Raw genomic sequence first — 15,491 nt, forward strand, 5'->3', positions numbered from 1 at the left:
TCATGGCTAAACGTTACCTTCTTGATTTTGAAAAGCCTCTTGTTGAACTTGAGAAGCAGATAGAGCAAATTAAAGAATTAGCTCGAGATTCAGAGGTAGATGTTAGTCAACAGCTTCTACAACTTGAAACCTTAGCTGCTAGAAGAAGAGAAGAAATATTTAAATCTCTCACCCCTGCTCAAAAGATTCAGGTAGCTAGACATCCGCAAAGACCAAGTACTTTAGACTTTGTTCAAATGTTTTGTGATGACTGGATCGAATTACATGGAGACAGAAATGGTGGCGATGATATGGCATTAATTGGGGGGATAGGTTCGATAAATAATAGACCAGTGTTGATGTTAGGGCATCAGAAAGGAAGGGATACAAAAGAAAATGTAGTAAGAAACTTTGGGATGGCAAAACCAGGAGGTTACAGAAAAGCTCTTAGATTAATGCAGCATGCAAATAGATTCGCTTTGCCAATTCTTACATTTATTGATACTCCTGGAGCTTATGCTGGTTTAAAAGCTGAAGAACAAGGTCAAGGTGAAGCAATTGCAAGAAACCTTCGAGAGATGTTTGGCTTGAAAGTTCCAATTGTTGCTACCGTAATTGGAGAAGGAGGTTCAGGAGGCGCACTTGGAATAGGTGTCGCCGATAGGTTACTAATGTTTGAACACAGTGTTTATACGGTTGCTAGTCCAGAAGCATGTGCATCAATTTTGTGGAGAGATGCTGCGAAGGCACCAGAAGCCGCATCGGCACTTAAAATTACAGGCAATGATTTACTTAAATTAGGTATTATAGATGAGGTTTTACCAGAACCTTCTGGTGGGAATAATTGGGCTCCTTTAGATGCTGGTAATACACTAAAAGAGGCTATTGAGAAACATCTGAATGCTCTACTTCAAATGCCTGAAGACCAATTAATTGAGGAAAGATACAAAAAGTTCAGGATTTTAGGTAAATTTATCGAAGCAAATAATATTGAAGAGATTTATAGTGAAATCCCCCAAAAAACCGAATAACTTGAAACTAGCTTTTATAACGGGTGCTACGAAAGGTATTGGTAGATCTACCGCAATTACTTTTGCCAATGCTGGCTGGGATTTAATTTTACTCTCCAGGAATATGGATTTAATGGAGAAACTAAAGAGCGAACTGTTGACCACTAAATCAAAAATTAACTTAGTAAAATGTGATTTATCTAATCCTCTAGAAATAAAGCATTGTGTTAAAGAGGCAATTGACAAGTATGGGTGCCCTTCAGTATTGATAAATAATGCAGGTTGCGCATTTAATGGCCCTTTAGTTGAAATGGAATTAGGTCAATGGGAACAAACTATTCAAATAAACCTCACAAGTGTTTTTCAAATTTGTAGTTCAATCATTCCTCACATGAGAAAAAATGGTGGTTTAGTTATTAATGTTAGTAGTCATGCTTCTTATAATGCATTCCCCCAATGGGGAGCTTATTGTGTTTCAAAATCTGCACTAGCTATGTTTACTAAATGCTTGAGGGAGGAGGAGAGGTCTAATTCAATAAGAGCGTGCACAATAACTCTGGGTTCAGTAAATACTCCTCTTTGGGACTCCGAATCAATCAATTCTGATTTTGATAGAACTTCTATGCTCTCCTCAAAAGAGGTATCAGAAACTATTCTCTACATGGCTCAAAAACCTGAATCACAATTGATCGAAGACTTGACTTTGATGCCTTCTGGCGGAGCCTTTTAAACATTCTGTCTATCTGATTAATCTTAAAACAGTGATTTTTTTTAGTGCTATTTGAACCCGATTGAACAAGCGAATGTGATATAGTATATGAGCAATTAAGCTTTTAGAAGATACAGTTAATTAAGTTGCATACAATTTTCTGTTTAAAATTTTATGACCTCTACATTACCCAACGATAATATTAGAAACTTTGACGACCAGATTACTAATAAACTAATTTCTGAAATTATTAGAGACAGAATTAAGAGTTCTGGGACAAGATTTAGTGCCAACGATAATATTGCAGATTTTATAAATCCTGGTGAATTAGAAATTTTAGAAAAAGAAGTAGCCTCAAGGGTTAAAGACTTACTAAAGTCCCTCGTAATAGATGTTGAAAATGATCATAATACTCAAGAAACTGCTGAAAGAGTTTCAAAAATGTATTTAAATGAAGTTTTCAAAGGCAGATATCATGAACAACCTAAAGTTACAAGTTTCCCTAATGACAAGAATCTTGATGAAATTTATACAGTTGGCCCAATTTCTGTCAGATCTGCATGCTCACACCACTTAGTTCCAATTCTTGGAGAGTGTTGGATAGGAATTAAACCTGGAAATAAAGTAATAGGACTTTCAAAATTTGCTAGGGTTGCTGATTGGGTTTTCTCAAGACCTCATATTCAGGAAGAGGCTGTTATGATCCTTGCAGATGAAATTGAAAAACTGTGTGAACCTAAAGGCTTAGGCATTATTGTAAAGGCCCAACATTATTGTATGAAGTGGAGGGGAGTCAAAGAGCCAAATACAAGCATGATTAATTCTGTTGTGAGAGGCGATTTTAGACACGATTTAAGCTTAAAACAAGAATTTTTTGAGCTTGTAAAACAGCAGTCCGCTACTAATAATTACTAAATTCCTTTTAACAACTTAAAAAGTTCCTCTGTTTTTTTAATATCTTTTAAACCCGGAGAAATTTCAATACTACTTGAAATATCTAGTCCATCAGGTTTGATATCTGTAAGTATTTCATTAATCCATTCAATTGATATTCCACCTGCTAACCACCAAGGTTTGCTAAATTGGAGATTCTTTAAATAAGAAGATTTTATTTTTTCCCCTGAACCTCCATAAGTTTCTTTATTCCAAGAATCAAGTAGGATAGCATCTACAAAATCCTCAAAAGGTTTTATTTTATCAATATCCTTTTCTGTTTTTATTCTGAAAGCCTTCCATAAGCCAATATTGGGAATTTTATCCCTTATTTTTTTGCAGTAATCAATATCTTCATCTCCATGTAATTGAATGATAGTTTCACTAGGGCTTCCTAAGAAATTTTTAATAATTAAGTCTATTGGACAATTCTTTACAACTGATACTCTCTCAATTTTTGGATAAAACCTTTCTAAGGTTTTAAAAATTTTTTTCTTAATCTCAGCTGATATAAATCTTGGCGACTCTTCCACTGAAATAATGCCGATAGCATGGGCTCCTAATTTTGAGACTTGAAGAGCTTGTTCTTCTGAAGTTAGCCCACAAATTTTAATTAAAGTATTAGTCTTGGGCATATGATTATCATGTATGTAAAATTAATATTATTGCTAAATATAGCGGAGTTTATTTTTGAGAAGTTGGCAAATTTTTAAAATATGGGGAATTCCCTTTAAAGTTCATCCTTATTGGTTTGCTATTCTCTTTTTATTCTCATGGAGTATAAGTAATCAGGTTAATTTGACCTCAAGTGACATTTATAATACCAAAGAAGCTTGGATTATAGGATTTTTTACTTCTTTTTTCTTATTATCTTCAATTGTTTTTCATGAGATTTTTCGTACTTTTGTTTCTCTTAATCAGGGTGTAAAAATAAAAAATATTACTTTTTATTTTCTCGGAGCAATTTTACAAATAGATAAGTATTGTCAAACTGCTTTAGGTAATATAAAAATTGCAGTTGTTAAACCTCTTTTATGTTTCGCTACAGCATTTATCCTATTATTAGTTAGTAGCAACAGTGCATCCCAAGAACAAATAGCAGTTAATGTAATTTCTAGAGTAGGTATATTTAATTTATTCTTAGGTTTCTTAAATTTGATTCCAATTGGTTCTTTAGATGGAGGAAATTTATTAAAAAGTATTATTTGGCATTTTTCAGGAAGTAAAAATAAAGGAAGAAACTTTCTCAATAAAGTAAATTTATTATTATCTTTTTTTGTTCTATTTTTTGGGATAGTTTGTTTATTTAGATTTAACTTTTACTTTGGTTTTATTCTTTCTCTTTTGGGATTGTTTGGAGTTAATTCTTCAAAATCTGAAAGTCAATTTTTTAAAATTGAAAATATACTTAAATTTAGTAAAGTTTCTGAGATTAAATTAAAGCCGTTGAGGAAAATTGAATACGATTCAAATTTCTCAGAATTTAATACACTTATAAAAAATAAAAAGGATATATCGGATAAATATTATTTTGTTACGAATAATGGTAGATGGACCGGTTTTGTTAATGAGAGTATTTTAAAAACTGTTTCCTTAAATAAATGGGAACGGAACTTTGTTGGAGATTTTAAGAAACCAATCGATAATTTTGAGAGTGTATCTTATAACGATAAATTATGGAGAACTATAGAAAGACTTGAAGAAACAAATGAAGGTTTTTTGTTGGTCCTCAATGCTGCAGATATCCCTTTGGGGATAATTGATAGGTCAAAAATTGGGAACTTTGTATTGCATAAATTAGGTTTAAATTTGCCTTCAGAGATTGTTAACAAATTAAACTTTAAAAATAACTACCCCTTAGGAATTGAATTGCCAAGAATAATTAATTCAATGAAGCAGAAAGGAGATCTTTAATAACTCTTGCATAAAAATTTTCTAATATTTTTATTATCTATCTCAATATTTTTGAAATTTATATTTGATTTATTCTTTAGGAATGAATTTCTTAAATGTTGAACTATTTCATCATTTGTTAGACCTAAATTTACTTTAGGTGGAGCTTCTTCTTTAAATAACTTGTACCATAAATCTTTTGAAGGATTAGTTTGAATCTCTCCATGTTGAAGGAATGCACCTTTTTTACGAAATTGAGCACTTCCTATTCTCTTAAACCCATCCTTATCAACTAAATCAGAAATTAATGAAGTCCCAAAACAATTTGTTTTAATGTGTGATTTTCGTAAATTACCATATTGCAAGTTTAGACCTAATTCTCTAAAACTTTTAATCAACCAATTATTAACCATTTCATAACTTAAGACTTTGTAGTATGTTTTTTTAAATGTTAATGCATATGTTATGCCTCCTGAATGCAAAACAGCCCCACCTCCAGACGGACGTCTAACAATATTAATTTCCCCATTTGATAATAAATTTTCCCAATGAATAGGAATTTCTTTTTGATGATAGCCAATTGAAAGCCAATCTCCAGTCCAATAGTAAAATCTCAATGTGAGAATTATTTCAGGATTCGAAATCGTCTGATCTAAAGAATTTAAATCTAAAGCCATTTGATCAAATCCCGGCAAATTATTTGTCGAGAAAATTAAAGCCTGATTTTCTATTCCCAAAATTAACTATGTAGATTTATTAATGATAATTTTCAATAATGTTTTCTTTCAATTTGTTAATTACGTTACATCATTTTGTAATAGTGTTTCAAATTCCCTCTTTTCGGTGGAGAATATAAGAAATAATTTTTTTACCATGGAGCCAACTCAAACAATAAATCTAATTGCATTAAGCCTCATAGTAGTTATTCATGCAGGAGTTTTAGCACTAAGACTAGGAATTAGTTTGGGTAGGAACTGAAATTTTATAGAAAAATTAAATTTATAAGGTAATAATATAATAAAACTGAATTGATTTTCAGTAAAAATATCAAATACTAAATTTGACAAAATCTTTTTATAAAAATAGTAATTTTTACAAAAAATATCTAGGGCCTGTATTTATAAAAAGACAACATAAACAGGACAATTTTGTATCTTTAATTTTTTTAATTATAAAAATATGCTTTTCCCTTTTAGCTATAATAAGCTTGATTAAACTTGGTTATAGCTCCAAAGTAAGGTTGACAAGATTAAGGGAAATTCAAGACTCATTTTCATACGAAAAATATAGATTTAATTTTTTAACAAATAAGTTTGACGATTTATTTTCTTCAGAAGGTGAGCAAAGATTTATGAAGGATCAGGATCAAATAATTTCTAGAGACATTATCAGAGTAATATGGCGTTGATAAGGCTGATTTAGAGTCAATTTTCTTATCATTTTTCTATTAACTTTTTTATAGTGAGCCAGAACAACAAAGGTCTAGTCCTAATAACAGGCACAACTTCAGGAGTTGGATTAAATTCTTTAAAACCTCTTTTAAGATTTGGATGGGAAGTTATTGCTGTTAATCGATCAAATAAACGAGCGATAACAATAGCTGAGGAATTCTTGACAAAGGACGAAATTCAAAATGTTCACTTTATAGAAATAGATCTCTCAAACTTGGATGATGTAAGAAAAGGTTGTGATGAAATATTGGAAAGATTTAAAAAACCAATAAATTCACTTATTTGTAATGCAGCAGTTTATAAGCCGAGACTAAAGAGACCTGAAAGATCTCCTCAGGGCTTTGAAAACTCCATGGCAGTAAATCATTTTGGACATTTTCTTATGATAAATCTGCTTATTGAAAATATTTTATCTTCAGAAAGAGAAATTGTATTAAATGGAAAATCTACTTTATTCAAGCCCAGAATTACAGTATTAGGAACTGTTACAGCTAATTTTTCAGAACTTGGAGGGAGGATCCCCATTCCTGCTCCAGCTGATTTGGGAGATTTATCTGGATTTAAAAATGGTTTTTTATCTCCAATAAGTATGGCGAATGGGAAGAAATTCAAACCTGGTAAGGCTTATAAGGATAGTAAACTTTGCAATATGGTTACTGTTCAGGAATTATCAAAAAGATATTCTGCAGAAAAAATTATTGTTAACTCTCTATATCCTGGATGTGTTGCTGATACAAAACTTTTCAGAAATACACCTTGGTTATTTAGATTTCTTTTTCCAATTTTTCAAAAATTCATAACAAAAGGATATGTGTCTCAAAGATTGGCAGGTGAGAGGGTAGCTCAAGTTGCGACCAGTAAAGAATTTGCTAAACCATCAGTGCATTGGAGCTGGGGAAATCGTCAAAAAAGTGGCAGAAAAGCTTTTTCTCAAAAGTTGTCAAAAAGAATAATTGATGCGAAGACCTCTCAACAAACTTATGATCTAACAAAACAATTGGTTGGATTAGGTTAATTAAAACTAATCAAATCCTAATAAATCAAAAATTTCTCTATCTTTAAGCGGATTTCCTTCTAAAGGTTCAACGTTTTCTAGCATATTTTTGGCAAGAGATAAATATTCATTTTGAACTTCAATAACATCTTCAGTTGGTTCCATTTCAAATATGGTGCATTTTTTTAGTCTTGATCTTCTAATGGCATCTACATCTTTAAAGTGAGCCATAGTTTTTAAACCTGTTCTTTCATTGAATTTATCAATTTGGTCTGTATCTTTTGATCTATTTGCTACTACCCCACCTAATCTGACTTTATAATTTTTTGCTTTTGCCTTAATAGCGGAGACTATTCTATTCATAGCGAATATTGAATCGAAGTCATTAGCAGTAACAATCAGACAATAATTTGCATGTTGTAAAGGAGCTGCAAATCCCCCGCAAACAACGTCTCCAAGGACATCAAAAATAACAACATCAGTATCTTCAAGTAAGTGATGTTCTTTTAATAGTTTAACTGTCTGACCAGTTACATACCCCCCGCACCCTGTACCAGCAGGAGGGCCTCCACTTTCAACGCACATTACGCCATTAAAACCTTCAAACATGAAATCGGTTGGCCTCAATTCTTCGCTATGAAAATCCACCTCTTCGAGAATATCTATAACTGTAGGAACCATTTTGTGAGTCAAAGTGAAAGTGCTATCGTGTTTCGGATCACATCCAATTTGTAAAACCTTTTTACCTAATTTTGAGAATGCTGCAGAAAGGTTTGATGATGTAGTTGATTTTCCGATGCCGCCCTTTCCGTATACGGCAATAACTAAAGCCCCTTCTTCAATATTTATTTTTGGATCTTGCTTTACTTGAACACTTCCTTCTCCATCAAGAGGTCTATTTATAGTACTTGTCATTTAAAGCTTAAAACACATTATTATTTATATTCTTGCAGCGCAAATACACATGAAATATATTTCTAAACAAATATGTATTTAATTGTATTAAAAGTGTGAAATATGTTCTTATAACTGAATTTTTAGGATTAAATCTATTAGATTATGAGTGAAAATACTCATGACTTAATTATAGTTTATTAGTAAAAATTAATTGAAATATGCTTTGGCATCGTAAAGAGTTTCATCGCTTATCTCTGGAATTCCTCTCAAGATTGCGTATTTTTCAGTATTTGTTTTAACTTTACCTCTTACAAAAAATGGAACTTTTGTTAATTCAGCTCTACCAGATTCAGTCCAGATAATTCCTTCTTTACTATTTTTTTCTTTTTTCTCGTCAGAATTTAAAATGTTGTTTGTGTTTGTCGCTGTATGTCCTAAATGGCTTTGATGACCGTCGACAAACTCAAAGTCATGTTTAAACATATCGATAAGATGCTCTTCTAATCCCATCATTAAGGGATGTACCCAATCATCAAAAATCACATTTGCTCCTTCCCATCCCATTTGTGGGCTATACCTTGCAGGAACATCTTGAACATGCATTGGCGTACTTATTACTGAACATGGAATGCCAAGTCTCTTGGCACTATGCCTTTCCATTTGAGTCCCTAAAACTAGTTCAGGTGCGGCTTTTTTCATTGCATCTTCTACTTCTAAATAATTATTTGTAATTAAAGCTTCTACATTTAGATCTTTTGCAGTTGCTCTTACCTGTCTTGCCATTTCCCTACTGTATGTACCAAGACCAACTACTTCAAAACCTAATTCCTCTTTGGCAATTTTTGCAGCCGCGATTGCATGTGTTCCATCACCAAAAATAAAAACCCTTTTGCCAGTTAAGTAATTAGAGTCAACTGATTTTGAGTACCAAGGAAGTTTTGATTTATTTTCTAATTCTTCTTTATTAGTCAAGGGGAGATCTAACTTTTTATGAACTTCATTTATAAATTCAATTGTATTTTTTATTCCAATTGGAATAGTGTTTGTATATTCCATTCCAAAGTTCCGTTTGAGCCATTCGCATGATGCTTCCGCAATTTCTGGATAAAGACAAATATTTATTTCAGCATCAATTAGTCTTTCAATATCATCTGGACTAGCACCTAATGGAGCAACTACGTTTGTATCGATTCCTTGCTCTGAAAGTATGCGTTGGATTTCAATTACATCATCTCTGCATCTAAATCCCAGTAATGAAGGACCCAATATATTGACTTTTGGTCTGCGACCTAACTCCTTCCACCTTAGAGGACTTATTTTTTCTGAAGAACTTACTTTCTCTTTCAAAAGAGTTCTTGTTAATTGATAAAAAGTTTCTGAAGCTCCCCAATTTTCTTTCTTGCTATAGGCAGGTAATTCAAGATTAACAATTGGCATATCAAACCCCATTCCTTTTGCAAGAGCCCCAGGTTGGTCTTGGATTAATTCTGCCGTACAACTTTCTCCGACTAAAAGAGTTTTGGGTTTGAATCGTTCAACCGCTTCCTTAATATTTTTCTTCACTAATTCAGCTGTATCGCCTCCAAGGTCTCTAGCTTGGAAAGTTGTATAAGTTACTGGAGGTCTTTGCCCCCTCCTTTCAATCATTGTAAAAAGAAGATCTGCATATGTATCTCCTTGAGGGGCATGAAGAACATAATGAATATCTTTCATTGAAGAGGCAATTCTCATCGCACCAACATGTGGCGGTCCTTCATATGTCCATAGAGTTAATTCCATATTCTTTTAATGAGTTACTAAAGTTTTTGTAGTTAGTATTTGATTCCTTCTTAAAGGTTTAGAGAAGAGACCTGCTAAGTCTGCGGCTTGATCAATTCCATGAATTGGACTGAATACCATTTCTATGGACCACTTAGTACTAATTCCTTCGGCCTCCAGTGGGTTAGCTAAACCCATTCCACAAACTACTAAGTCTGGATTAGATTCCCTTACTCGATCTAATTGTTTTTCTACATGTTGTCCTTCGACAATTTTTGTATTATCAGGTAATAAATTAATCTCCTCTTTCATTAAATCTTTATTTAGGTAAGGAGTGCCCACCTCTACAAGATCCATTTCGCATTCATTATGCAAAAATCTTGCCAAAGATATCTCCAGTTGCGATTCAGGAAGAAGAAATAATCTTTTCCCCTTAAGTATTTCTTTGTGAGATTCAAGAGCAAGTTTTGCTCTATTAATTAAAGGCGAAAGAATTTCATGAACTTTAAGTTCATTAATTTTGAAAGCTTTCGCTGCAGCTAAAAACCATTCAGTACTTCCTTCGATACCAAGAGGAAATGGAGCAGAAATTATTTCACAACCACGATGTTTTAGGTCTCGAACGGTATCACTTAAATAAGGCTGAGTTAATAAAACTTTTGTATTTTTGCCAATCTTTGGTAATTCTGTTGATTGACGGGGTGGGAAGCTCTCAATATTTGAAATTCCTAAATTTTTAAAAATCTTTTTAAACCTATCCTCTACATTATTTGCAAGAGTCCCAACTAATAATAATTTCTCCTCATTTGATGACTCCATTAATGGAATTAAAGCTTTTAAGGCGCCATCCTCACCTTGGGTAAAAGTTGTTTCTATCCCACTGCCAGAGTAATTAACGAATCTCACTTGACCTAAAAATCTTTTATTTAATTTCTCTGCGACAGTGGCAAGATCTAATTTGATTACCTCACTTGGACAAGATCCAACTAGAAAAAGAGTTTTTATTTCTGGTCTTCTCGCAATAAGATCATTTACCACTCGATCTAATTCTTCATGAGCGTCAGCAAGACCAGCAAGGTCTTTTTCTTCGAGAATAGCTGTCCCAAATCTTGGCTCAGCAAAAATCATAACTCCAGCAGCGCTTTGAATTAAATGAGCACATGTCCTTGAGCCTACAACTAGAAAAAATGCATCCGGCATTCTTCTGTGGAGCCAGACTATTGAAGTTAACCCACAAAAAACTTCCCTGGGCCCAGTTTCCTTATTAAATTCAACTTTACTCATTAAAAATTTTCAAGAGCTTATAGTTCAAGCTTGCATACACTTTTTAATTTAAGAAAGTAATTAATAAGTTCTCTTACAAAATGAACACATTTAAAAAACTTATATGATTGTTTAAATACTTAAATGGGAATTATGAAAAAAACTTTTGGAGCGTATTTTAATTTCTGTAGAAGGAATTTCCTTGACTTATTTTTGAAAGCTTCCACACATTTCTAGCTATTTTAGTTGCTAATAATCCTGCTCTTTCTAACTTAGATTTCCCGGGCTTTGCCCCAATTAAAGCTGTTACTTCTGAAGTGGTTAAAGGTGCTCCAGTATTTATAGCCAATTGGGTTAACTCCAATCTATCTCTAAGGTTCTTAAGATTTACTTTTTCAATTTTATCTTCTTCTAACCAACTAAAAGATGGGTCTTTCTGAGATAGTTTTTGCATCAAGCTAAGGCTAACTAATCCAAGAGTTTGATCAGGAGTTAATTCCTTTTCAGTACCAGAAACATTTGGTTCTTTTTTTTGAGAAGTTCCCATAAAAATGCATATCTTTTACTTGAAGTTATCGTTTTGTTGGAAGCATGCAAGTAAATTTAATAGAAAAAATGAACCATTATCCGTTATAGTCGCGTGAATGGAACCAACTTCTAGTTTAAACAGAGGGGAACGAAAAAAAGGAAGTTCCCTAGTCACAGGATCTGAGGTGCAATCTCAGGCCAGTGGTGCAAGCTGTTTTATTACAACTGATTCAGAAAAGTCTTTGGTGTCCAGACAAGCAAGTCAAGTTGAGCAAATTGAGTTGAGAACATATGTTTTTTTAGATTCTCTTCAACCTCAATTAGCTGCATATATGGGGACGGTTAGTAGGGGTTTTTTACCTATACCTGGAGATTCATGCCTTTGGATGGAAGTTTCACCAGGGATGGCCGTTCATAGAGTCACTGATATTGCCCTAAAAGCAAGTAATGTAAGACTTGGTCAGATGATTGTTGAAAGAGCATTTGGCTCTCTTGCTCTTTATCACAAAGATCAAAGTACTGTTTTACATTCTGGGGATGTTGTTCTAGATGCTATTGGAAGTGAAGTTCGAAAAAGAACCAAACCTTCAACAAGTTGGACAGAAGTTATTCGAGCTATTACTCCAGATCATGCTGTTTTAATAAATAGACAAAACAGAAGTGGATCAATGATTCAATCTGGAATGAGCATGTTTATATTAGAAACTGAACCGGCTGGGTATGTCTTAAAAGCAGCAAATGAAGCAGAAAAAGCATCAAATATAACTGTTGTAGATGTAAAGGCAGTTGGCGCTTTTGGTAGATTAACTCTCGCTGGGAAAGAAGGAGATGTAGAAGAAGCAGCAGCTGCTGCTATAAGAGCAATTGATGAAATTTCAAATTATTGAGAATTTTTTAATTTAAACCAATTTCTTTTTTGAGGTAAGGTGACATAATTCTGGCGGCTTTACCCCTGCTTCCTAATTTACTTAGTTGTGATTGTGATAGCTCACCGTATACACAATTAGCTTCTTTTACCCAAAAAACAGATTCGAACTCCCCATTTGGATATTTTGGAGTCTTAAGAATTTCTCCCCAGCATATTCCAGTTGTATCCTTCACTAAGTTTCCTGAGGGATCACATAAAACCATACAACTTATAAATCTCGCGCTCCTGTAAGGACTATCAGAAAGTTCATTAATTAATTTTTTAATTTTTTCAGCGTTATTTTTGGCATATCGAGCAGAATATATGCCTGGTCGACCATCTAAAACATCTACTTCAAGTCCCGAATCGTCAGCTATCGCCCAGGTTTTTGTCTCTAAAGCAGCTGCTTTTGCTTTTAAAAGTGCATTCTCAAAATATGTGTCTCCAGTCTCTTCGACATTTAAATATTCTGGTTGCTTCTGAACCCTTAAAGACAAAACATCCAGCATTGCCGAAATTTCAGAAACTTTAGTTTTGTTGCCACTCGCAATAGTTAGGACTGGAAGGTTCAAAATAATAAATAAATTTAATGAAAATATTATCTTACTTCAAAGCTAGATACGGAGACAGGAAAGGTTGAACATTCCACACCTGTGTAGACAGGGCCTGCCTCGTACGGAAATAACATAATGTAAATTTTTTCTTAACACAACAGTATGTTTTGATGCACTAACTAATTTGCATAAGTATTGACATATCAATAGTACCAAGGGTGATAAGTTTAACTTATGAATGATAGAAAAAACATTAATGGAGATTTTATCGAAAACGCTTGACTTATAAGTACTTAATGAAGCATTCTTCGGATTGAACATTCCACATTTAGTAATTAGTAGACAATGGCTACAGAAACAATGGGTATCGCTCTCGGCATGATCGAGACACGCGGACTTGTACCTGCAATCGAAGCAGCTGACGCAATGACAAAGGCTGCAGAAGTTCGCCTTATTGGTCGTGAATTCGTAGGTGGCGGTTATGTCACAGTATTAGTTAGAGGAGAAACAGGAGCAGTTAACGCGGCTGTAAGAGCTGGTGCTGATGCTTGTGAAAGAGTTGGTGACGGTTTAGTTGCAGCTCACATTATTGCTCGTCCTCATAGAGAAGTTGAACCTGCTCTTGGTAATGGTGAATTTCTTGGTCAAAAGGACTAATAAATAAAGCAAGATTAATAAATTTTGCACAATAATTATTTTCCCTACACAGACCTAAATTTATCCTTATGAGTAAGAAGTATGATGCAGGGGTAAAGGAGTACAGAGATACCTACTGGACTCCAGAATATGTACCCCTAGACACCGATTTACTAGCCTGTTTCAAATGTACAGGTCAAGAAGGTGTCCCCAGAGAAGAAGTTGCAGCAGCTGTTGCCGCTGAATCTTCAACAGGTACTTGGTCAACAGTTTGGTCCGAGTTACTTACAGATTTAGAATTTTATAAAGGACGTTGTTATCGAATCGAAGACGTTCCTGGAGACCCTGAAGCTTTTTATGCTTTTATTGCATATCCTTTAGATCTTTTTGAAGAAGGTTCTATTACAAACGTATTAACATCTCTTGTAGGAAACGTTTTTGGATTTAAAGCTCTAAGACACTTACGTCTAGAAGATATTAGATTCCCAATCGCTTTCATCAAAACTTGCGGTGGTCCACCAAATGGAATCGTAGTTGAAAGAGATCGTTTAAACAAATATGGAAGACCTCTACTTGGTTGTACAATTAAACCTAAATTAGGATTATCTGGTAAAAACTATGGCCGAGTTGTATATGAGTGCCTTAGAGGTGGTCTCGATTTAACGAAGGATGACGAGAATATAAACTCTCAGCCATTCCAACGTTGGAGAGAAAGATTTGAGTTTGTTGCAGAAGCAGTTAAGCTTGCTCAGCAGGAAACTGGCGAAGTTAAAGGTCACTACCTAAACTGTACTGCCAACACTCCTGAAGAACTTTACGAAAGAGCTGAATTTGCAAAAGAGCTAGATATGCCAATCATCATGCATGATTATATAACTGGCGGTTTTACTGCAAATACTGGATTAGCAAACTGGTGTCGTAAAAATGGCATGCTTCTACATATTCATAGAGCGATGCATGCTGTTATTGATAGACATCCAAAACACGGTATCCATTTCAGGGTTCTAGCAAAATGTTTGAGACTCTCCGGAGGAGATCAACTACATACTGGAACTGTTGTTGGAAAACTAGAGGGTGATCGTCAAACAACTCTTGGTTACATTGACAACTTAAGAGAGTCATTTGTTCCCGAAGATAGATCAAGAGGTAACTTCTTTGATCAAGATTGGGGTTCAATGCCAGGAGTATTTGCTGTCGCATCAGGTGGTATTCACGTATGGCATATGCCTGCACTCCTAGCGATTTTTGGAGATGATTCTTGTCTTCAGTTTGGTGGAGGAACACATGGTCATCCATGGGGTTCAGCTGCTGGAGCTGCAGCCAACAGAGTTGCTTTAGAAGCTTGCGTAAAAGCACGTAATGCTGGTCGCGAAATCGAAAAAGAGAGTAGAGACATTCTTATGGAAGCTGCTAAACACAGTCCTGAATTAGCTATCGCTCTTGAAACTTGGAAGGAAATTAAGTTTGAATTTGATACCGTCGACAAACTAGACGTTCAAGGTTAAACCAGATTTCAACATTGAGGAGATTCTTCTCCTCAAACTTCTACAAATCTCGTTCTATTACGAGTAATTTCATTCACATTTAAATTAATTATGCCTTTCCAGAGCACAGTAGGCGACTATCAAACAGTTGCAACCCTGGAAACATTCGGTTTCTTACCACCGATGACCCAGGAGGAAATATACGATCAAATTGCATACATAATTGCTCAAGGCTGGAGTCCTGTTATTGAGCATGTTCATCCAAGTGGAAGTATGCAAACTTATTGGTCTTATTGGAAGCTCCCATTCTTTGGGGAAAAAGACCTTAACTTGGTTGTAAGTGAATTAGAGGCATGTCATAGAGCATACCCTGATCATCATGTAAGAATCATCGGATACGATGCTTACACTCAAAGCCAAGGAACAGCTTTTGTAGTTTTCCAAGGACGTTAAATCTACTTTTATGTAGTAAATAACTTTCTCCAAAAAATATTT

The 15,491-nt window shown here is 34.2% G+C and carries 18 protein-coding genes; 11 read left to right on the forward strand and 7 right to left on the reverse strand.

What is annotated here, in order from left to right; translation table 11 throughout:
• The first annotated feature begins 2 nt into the window (after nucleotides 1-2).
• The 3 genes from A9601_RS11980 to folE all read left to right on the forward strand — a co-directional run bounded on the left by A9601_RS11980 (nucleotide 3) and on the right by folE (nucleotide 2,613).
• Nucleotides 3-1,010 carry an acetyl-CoA carboxylase carboxyltransferase subunit alpha gene (locus A9601_RS11980; RefSeq protein WP_011818042.1) on the forward strand — a complete coding sequence of 336 codons (1,008 nt, stop codon included), beginning with the start codon at nucleotides 3-5 and terminating at the stop codon, nucleotides 1,008-1,010.
• Complete coding sequence (locus A9601_RS11985; RefSeq protein ID WP_011818043.1) at nucleotides 985-1,719, forward strand: SDR family oxidoreductase; 735 nt, start codon at nucleotides 985-987, stop codon at nucleotides 1,717-1,719. Before A9601_RS11980 ends, A9601_RS11985 begins: the two co-directional genes overlap by 26 nt.
• 153 nt (nucleotides 1,720-1,872) lie before the next feature.
• Nucleotides 1,873-2,613, forward strand: coding sequence for a GTP cyclohydrolase I (gene folE, locus A9601_RS11990; protein WP_011818044.1), 741 nt, complete (start codon nucleotides 1,873-1,875; stop codon nucleotides 2,611-2,613).
• Here folE and A9601_RS11995 read toward each other — a convergent pair.
• On the reverse strand, nucleotides 2,610-3,266 hold the full coding sequence (locus A9601_RS11995; protein ID WP_011818045.1) for a phosphoribosylanthranilate isomerase: 657 nt from the start codon (nucleotides 3,264-3,266) through the stop codon (nucleotides 2,610-2,612). The genes folE and A9601_RS11995 overlap by 4 nt on opposite strands.
• A gap of 55 nt (nucleotides 3,267-3,321) precedes the next feature.
• Between A9601_RS11995 and A9601_RS12000 the strand changes: the two genes are divergently transcribed.
• Complete coding sequence (locus tag A9601_RS12000) at nucleotides 3,322-4,545, forward strand: site-2 protease family protein (RefSeq protein ID WP_011818046.1); 1,224 nt, start codon at nucleotides 3,322-3,324, stop codon at nucleotides 4,543-4,545.
• Here A9601_RS12000 and A9601_RS12005 read toward each other — a convergent pair.
• A complete protein-coding gene (locus A9601_RS12005; RefSeq protein ID WP_044035682.1) occupies nucleotides 4,542-5,261 on the reverse strand; it encodes a lipoyl protein ligase domain-containing protein in 720 nt (239 codons plus the stop codon). The genes A9601_RS12000 and A9601_RS12005 overlap by 4 nt on opposite strands.
• A 136-nt stretch (nucleotides 5,262-5,397) precedes the next feature.
• Between A9601_RS12005 and psaM the strand changes: the two genes are divergently transcribed.
• From psaM to A9601_RS12020, 3 genes are all read left to right on the forward strand, one after another.
• On the forward strand, nucleotides 5,398-5,502 hold the full coding sequence (gene psaM, locus A9601_RS12010) for a photosystem I reaction center subunit XII (RefSeq protein WP_072012882.1): 105 nt from the start codon (nucleotides 5,398-5,400) through the stop codon (nucleotides 5,500-5,502).
• Nucleotides 5,503-5,584: 82 nt separating this feature from the next.
• Nucleotides 5,585-5,932 (forward strand): hypothetical protein, encoded by a 348-nt coding sequence (locus A9601_RS18990; protein WP_011818049.1) that lies wholly within the window; start codon nucleotides 5,585-5,587, stop codon nucleotides 5,930-5,932.
• A 53-nt stretch (nucleotides 5,933-5,985) separates the two neighbouring features.
• Nucleotides 5,986-6,990 (forward strand): protochlorophyllide reductase, encoded by a 1,005-nt coding sequence (locus A9601_RS12020; RefSeq protein WP_011818050.1) that lies wholly within the window; start codon nucleotides 5,986-5,988, stop codon nucleotides 6,988-6,990.
• A 6-nt stretch (nucleotides 6,991-6,996) separates the two neighbouring features.
• Here the strand turns inward: A9601_RS12020 and bchL are convergent, their stop codons facing one another.
• The 4 genes from bchL to A9601_RS12040 form a co-directional block, all read right to left on the reverse strand.
• Nucleotides 6,997-7,884 carry a ferredoxin:protochlorophyllide reductase (ATP-dependent) iron-sulfur ATP-binding protein gene (gene bchL, locus A9601_RS12025; RefSeq protein WP_011818051.1) on the reverse strand — a complete coding sequence of 296 codons (888 nt, stop codon included), beginning with the start codon at nucleotides 7,882-7,884 and terminating at the stop codon, nucleotides 6,997-6,999.
• A 189-nt stretch (nucleotides 7,885-8,073) separates the two neighbouring features.
• The gene (locus tag A9601_RS12030; RefSeq protein ID WP_011818052.1) at nucleotides 8,074-9,645 is read right to left on the reverse strand and encodes a ferredoxin:protochlorophyllide reductase (ATP-dependent) subunit B; all 1,572 of its coding nucleotides are present in this window, start codon (nucleotides 9,643-9,645) and stop codon (nucleotides 8,074-8,076) included.
• Between the two features lie 6 nt (nucleotides 9,646-9,651).
• Nucleotides 9,652-10,908: a ferredoxin:protochlorophyllide reductase (ATP-dependent) subunit N gene (locus A9601_RS12035; RefSeq protein WP_011818053.1), complete on the reverse strand. Its 1,257-nt coding sequence runs from the start codon at nucleotides 10,906-10,908 to the stop codon at nucleotides 9,652-9,654.
• Nucleotides 10,909-11,065: 157 nt separating this feature from the next.
• The gene (locus A9601_RS12040; RefSeq protein WP_011818054.1) at nucleotides 11,066-11,434 is read right to left on the reverse strand and encodes a hypothetical protein; all 369 of its coding nucleotides are present in this window, start codon (nucleotides 11,432-11,434) and stop codon (nucleotides 11,066-11,068) included.
• Nucleotides 11,435-11,531: 97 nt separating this feature from the next.
• Here A9601_RS12040 and A9601_RS12045 point away from each other — a divergent pair, with 97 nt between their 5' ends.
• A complete protein-coding gene (locus tag A9601_RS12045; RefSeq protein ID WP_011818055.1) occupies nucleotides 11,532-12,302 on the forward strand; it encodes a hypothetical protein in 771 nt (256 codons plus the stop codon).
• A 7-nt stretch (nucleotides 12,303-12,309) separates the two neighbouring features.
• On the opposite strand, the gene A9601_RS12050 is transcribed toward A9601_RS12045, so the two are convergent.
• Nucleotides 12,310-12,894 carry a non-canonical purine NTP pyrophosphatase gene (locus A9601_RS12050; RefSeq protein WP_011818056.1) on the reverse strand — a complete coding sequence of 195 codons (585 nt, stop codon included), beginning with the start codon at nucleotides 12,892-12,894 and terminating at the stop codon, nucleotides 12,310-12,312.
• Nucleotides 12,895-13,221: 327 nt separating this feature from the next.
• Here A9601_RS12050 and A9601_RS12055 point away from each other — a divergent pair, with 327 nt between their 5' ends.
• From A9601_RS12055 to A9601_RS12065, 3 genes are all read left to right on the forward strand, one after another.
• Entirely contained in the window at nucleotides 13,222-13,533 is a 312-nt protein-coding gene (locus A9601_RS12055; protein ID WP_002807869.1) for a BMC domain-containing protein, read from the forward strand.
• 68 nt (nucleotides 13,534-13,601) lie between these two features.
• Nucleotides 13,602-15,017 (forward strand): form I ribulose bisphosphate carboxylase large subunit, encoded by a 1,416-nt coding sequence (locus A9601_RS12060; protein ID WP_002805854.1) that lies wholly within the window; start codon nucleotides 13,602-13,604, stop codon nucleotides 15,015-15,017.
• 90 nt (nucleotides 15,018-15,107) lie between these two features.
• A complete protein-coding gene (locus tag A9601_RS12065; RefSeq protein WP_011376108.1) occupies nucleotides 15,108-15,449 on the forward strand; it encodes a ribulose bisphosphate carboxylase small subunit in 342 nt (113 codons plus the stop codon).
• The last annotated feature ends 42 nt before the right edge of the window (nucleotides 15,450-15,491 follow it).

It is taken from the genome of Prochlorococcus marinus str. AS9601, from assembly GCF_000015645.1.
GTDB lineage: Bacteria > Cyanobacteriota > Cyanobacteriia > PCC-6307 > Cyanobiaceae > Prochlorococcus_A > Prochlorococcus_A marinus_O.

Excerpts from the sequence above, each read along its gene's own strand:
- A9601_RS11980 (WP_011818042.1), top strand. The coding sequence starts at position 3 with ATGGCTAAACGTTACCTTCTTGATTTTGAAAAGCCTCTTGTTGAACTT.
- folE (WP_011818044.1), top strand. The coding sequence starts at position 1,873 with ATGACCTCTACATTACCCAACGATAATATTAGAAACTTTGACGACCAG.
- A9601_RS11995 (WP_011818045.1), bottom strand. The coding sequence starts at position 3,266 with ATGCCCAAGACTAATACTTTAATTAAAATTTGTGGGCTAACTTCAGAA.
- psaM (WP_072012882.1), top strand. The coding sequence starts at position 5,398 with ATGGAGCCAACTCAAACAATAAATCTAATTGCATTAAGCCTCATAGTA.
- bchL (WP_011818051.1), bottom strand. The coding sequence starts at position 7,884 with ATGACAAGTACTATAAATAGACCTCTTGATGGAGAAGGAAGTGTTCAA.
- A9601_RS12030 (WP_011818052.1), bottom strand. The coding sequence starts at position 9,645 with ATGGAATTAACTCTATGGACATATGAAGGACCGCCACATGTTGGTGCG.
- A9601_RS12035 (WP_011818053.1), bottom strand. The coding sequence starts at position 10,908 with ATGAGTAAAGTTGAATTTAATAAGGAAACTGGGCCCAGGGAAGTTTTT.
- A9601_RS12040 (WP_011818054.1), bottom strand. The coding sequence starts at position 11,434 with ATGGGAACTTCTCAAAAAAAAGAACCAAATGTTTCTGGTACTGAAAAG.
- A9601_RS12045 (WP_011818055.1), top strand. The coding sequence starts at position 11,532 with ATGGAACCAACTTCTAGTTTAAACAGAGGGGAACGAAAAAAAGGAAGT.
- A9601_RS12055 (WP_002807869.1), top strand. The coding sequence starts at position 13,222 with ATGGCTACAGAAACAATGGGTATCGCTCTCGGCATGATCGAGACACGC.
- A9601_RS12060 (WP_002805854.1), top strand. The coding sequence starts at position 13,602 with ATGAGTAAGAAGTATGATGCAGGGGTAAAGGAGTACAGAGATACCTAC.
- A9601_RS12065 (WP_011376108.1), top strand. The coding sequence starts at position 15,108 with ATGCCTTTCCAGAGCACAGTAGGCGACTATCAAACAGTTGCAACCCTG.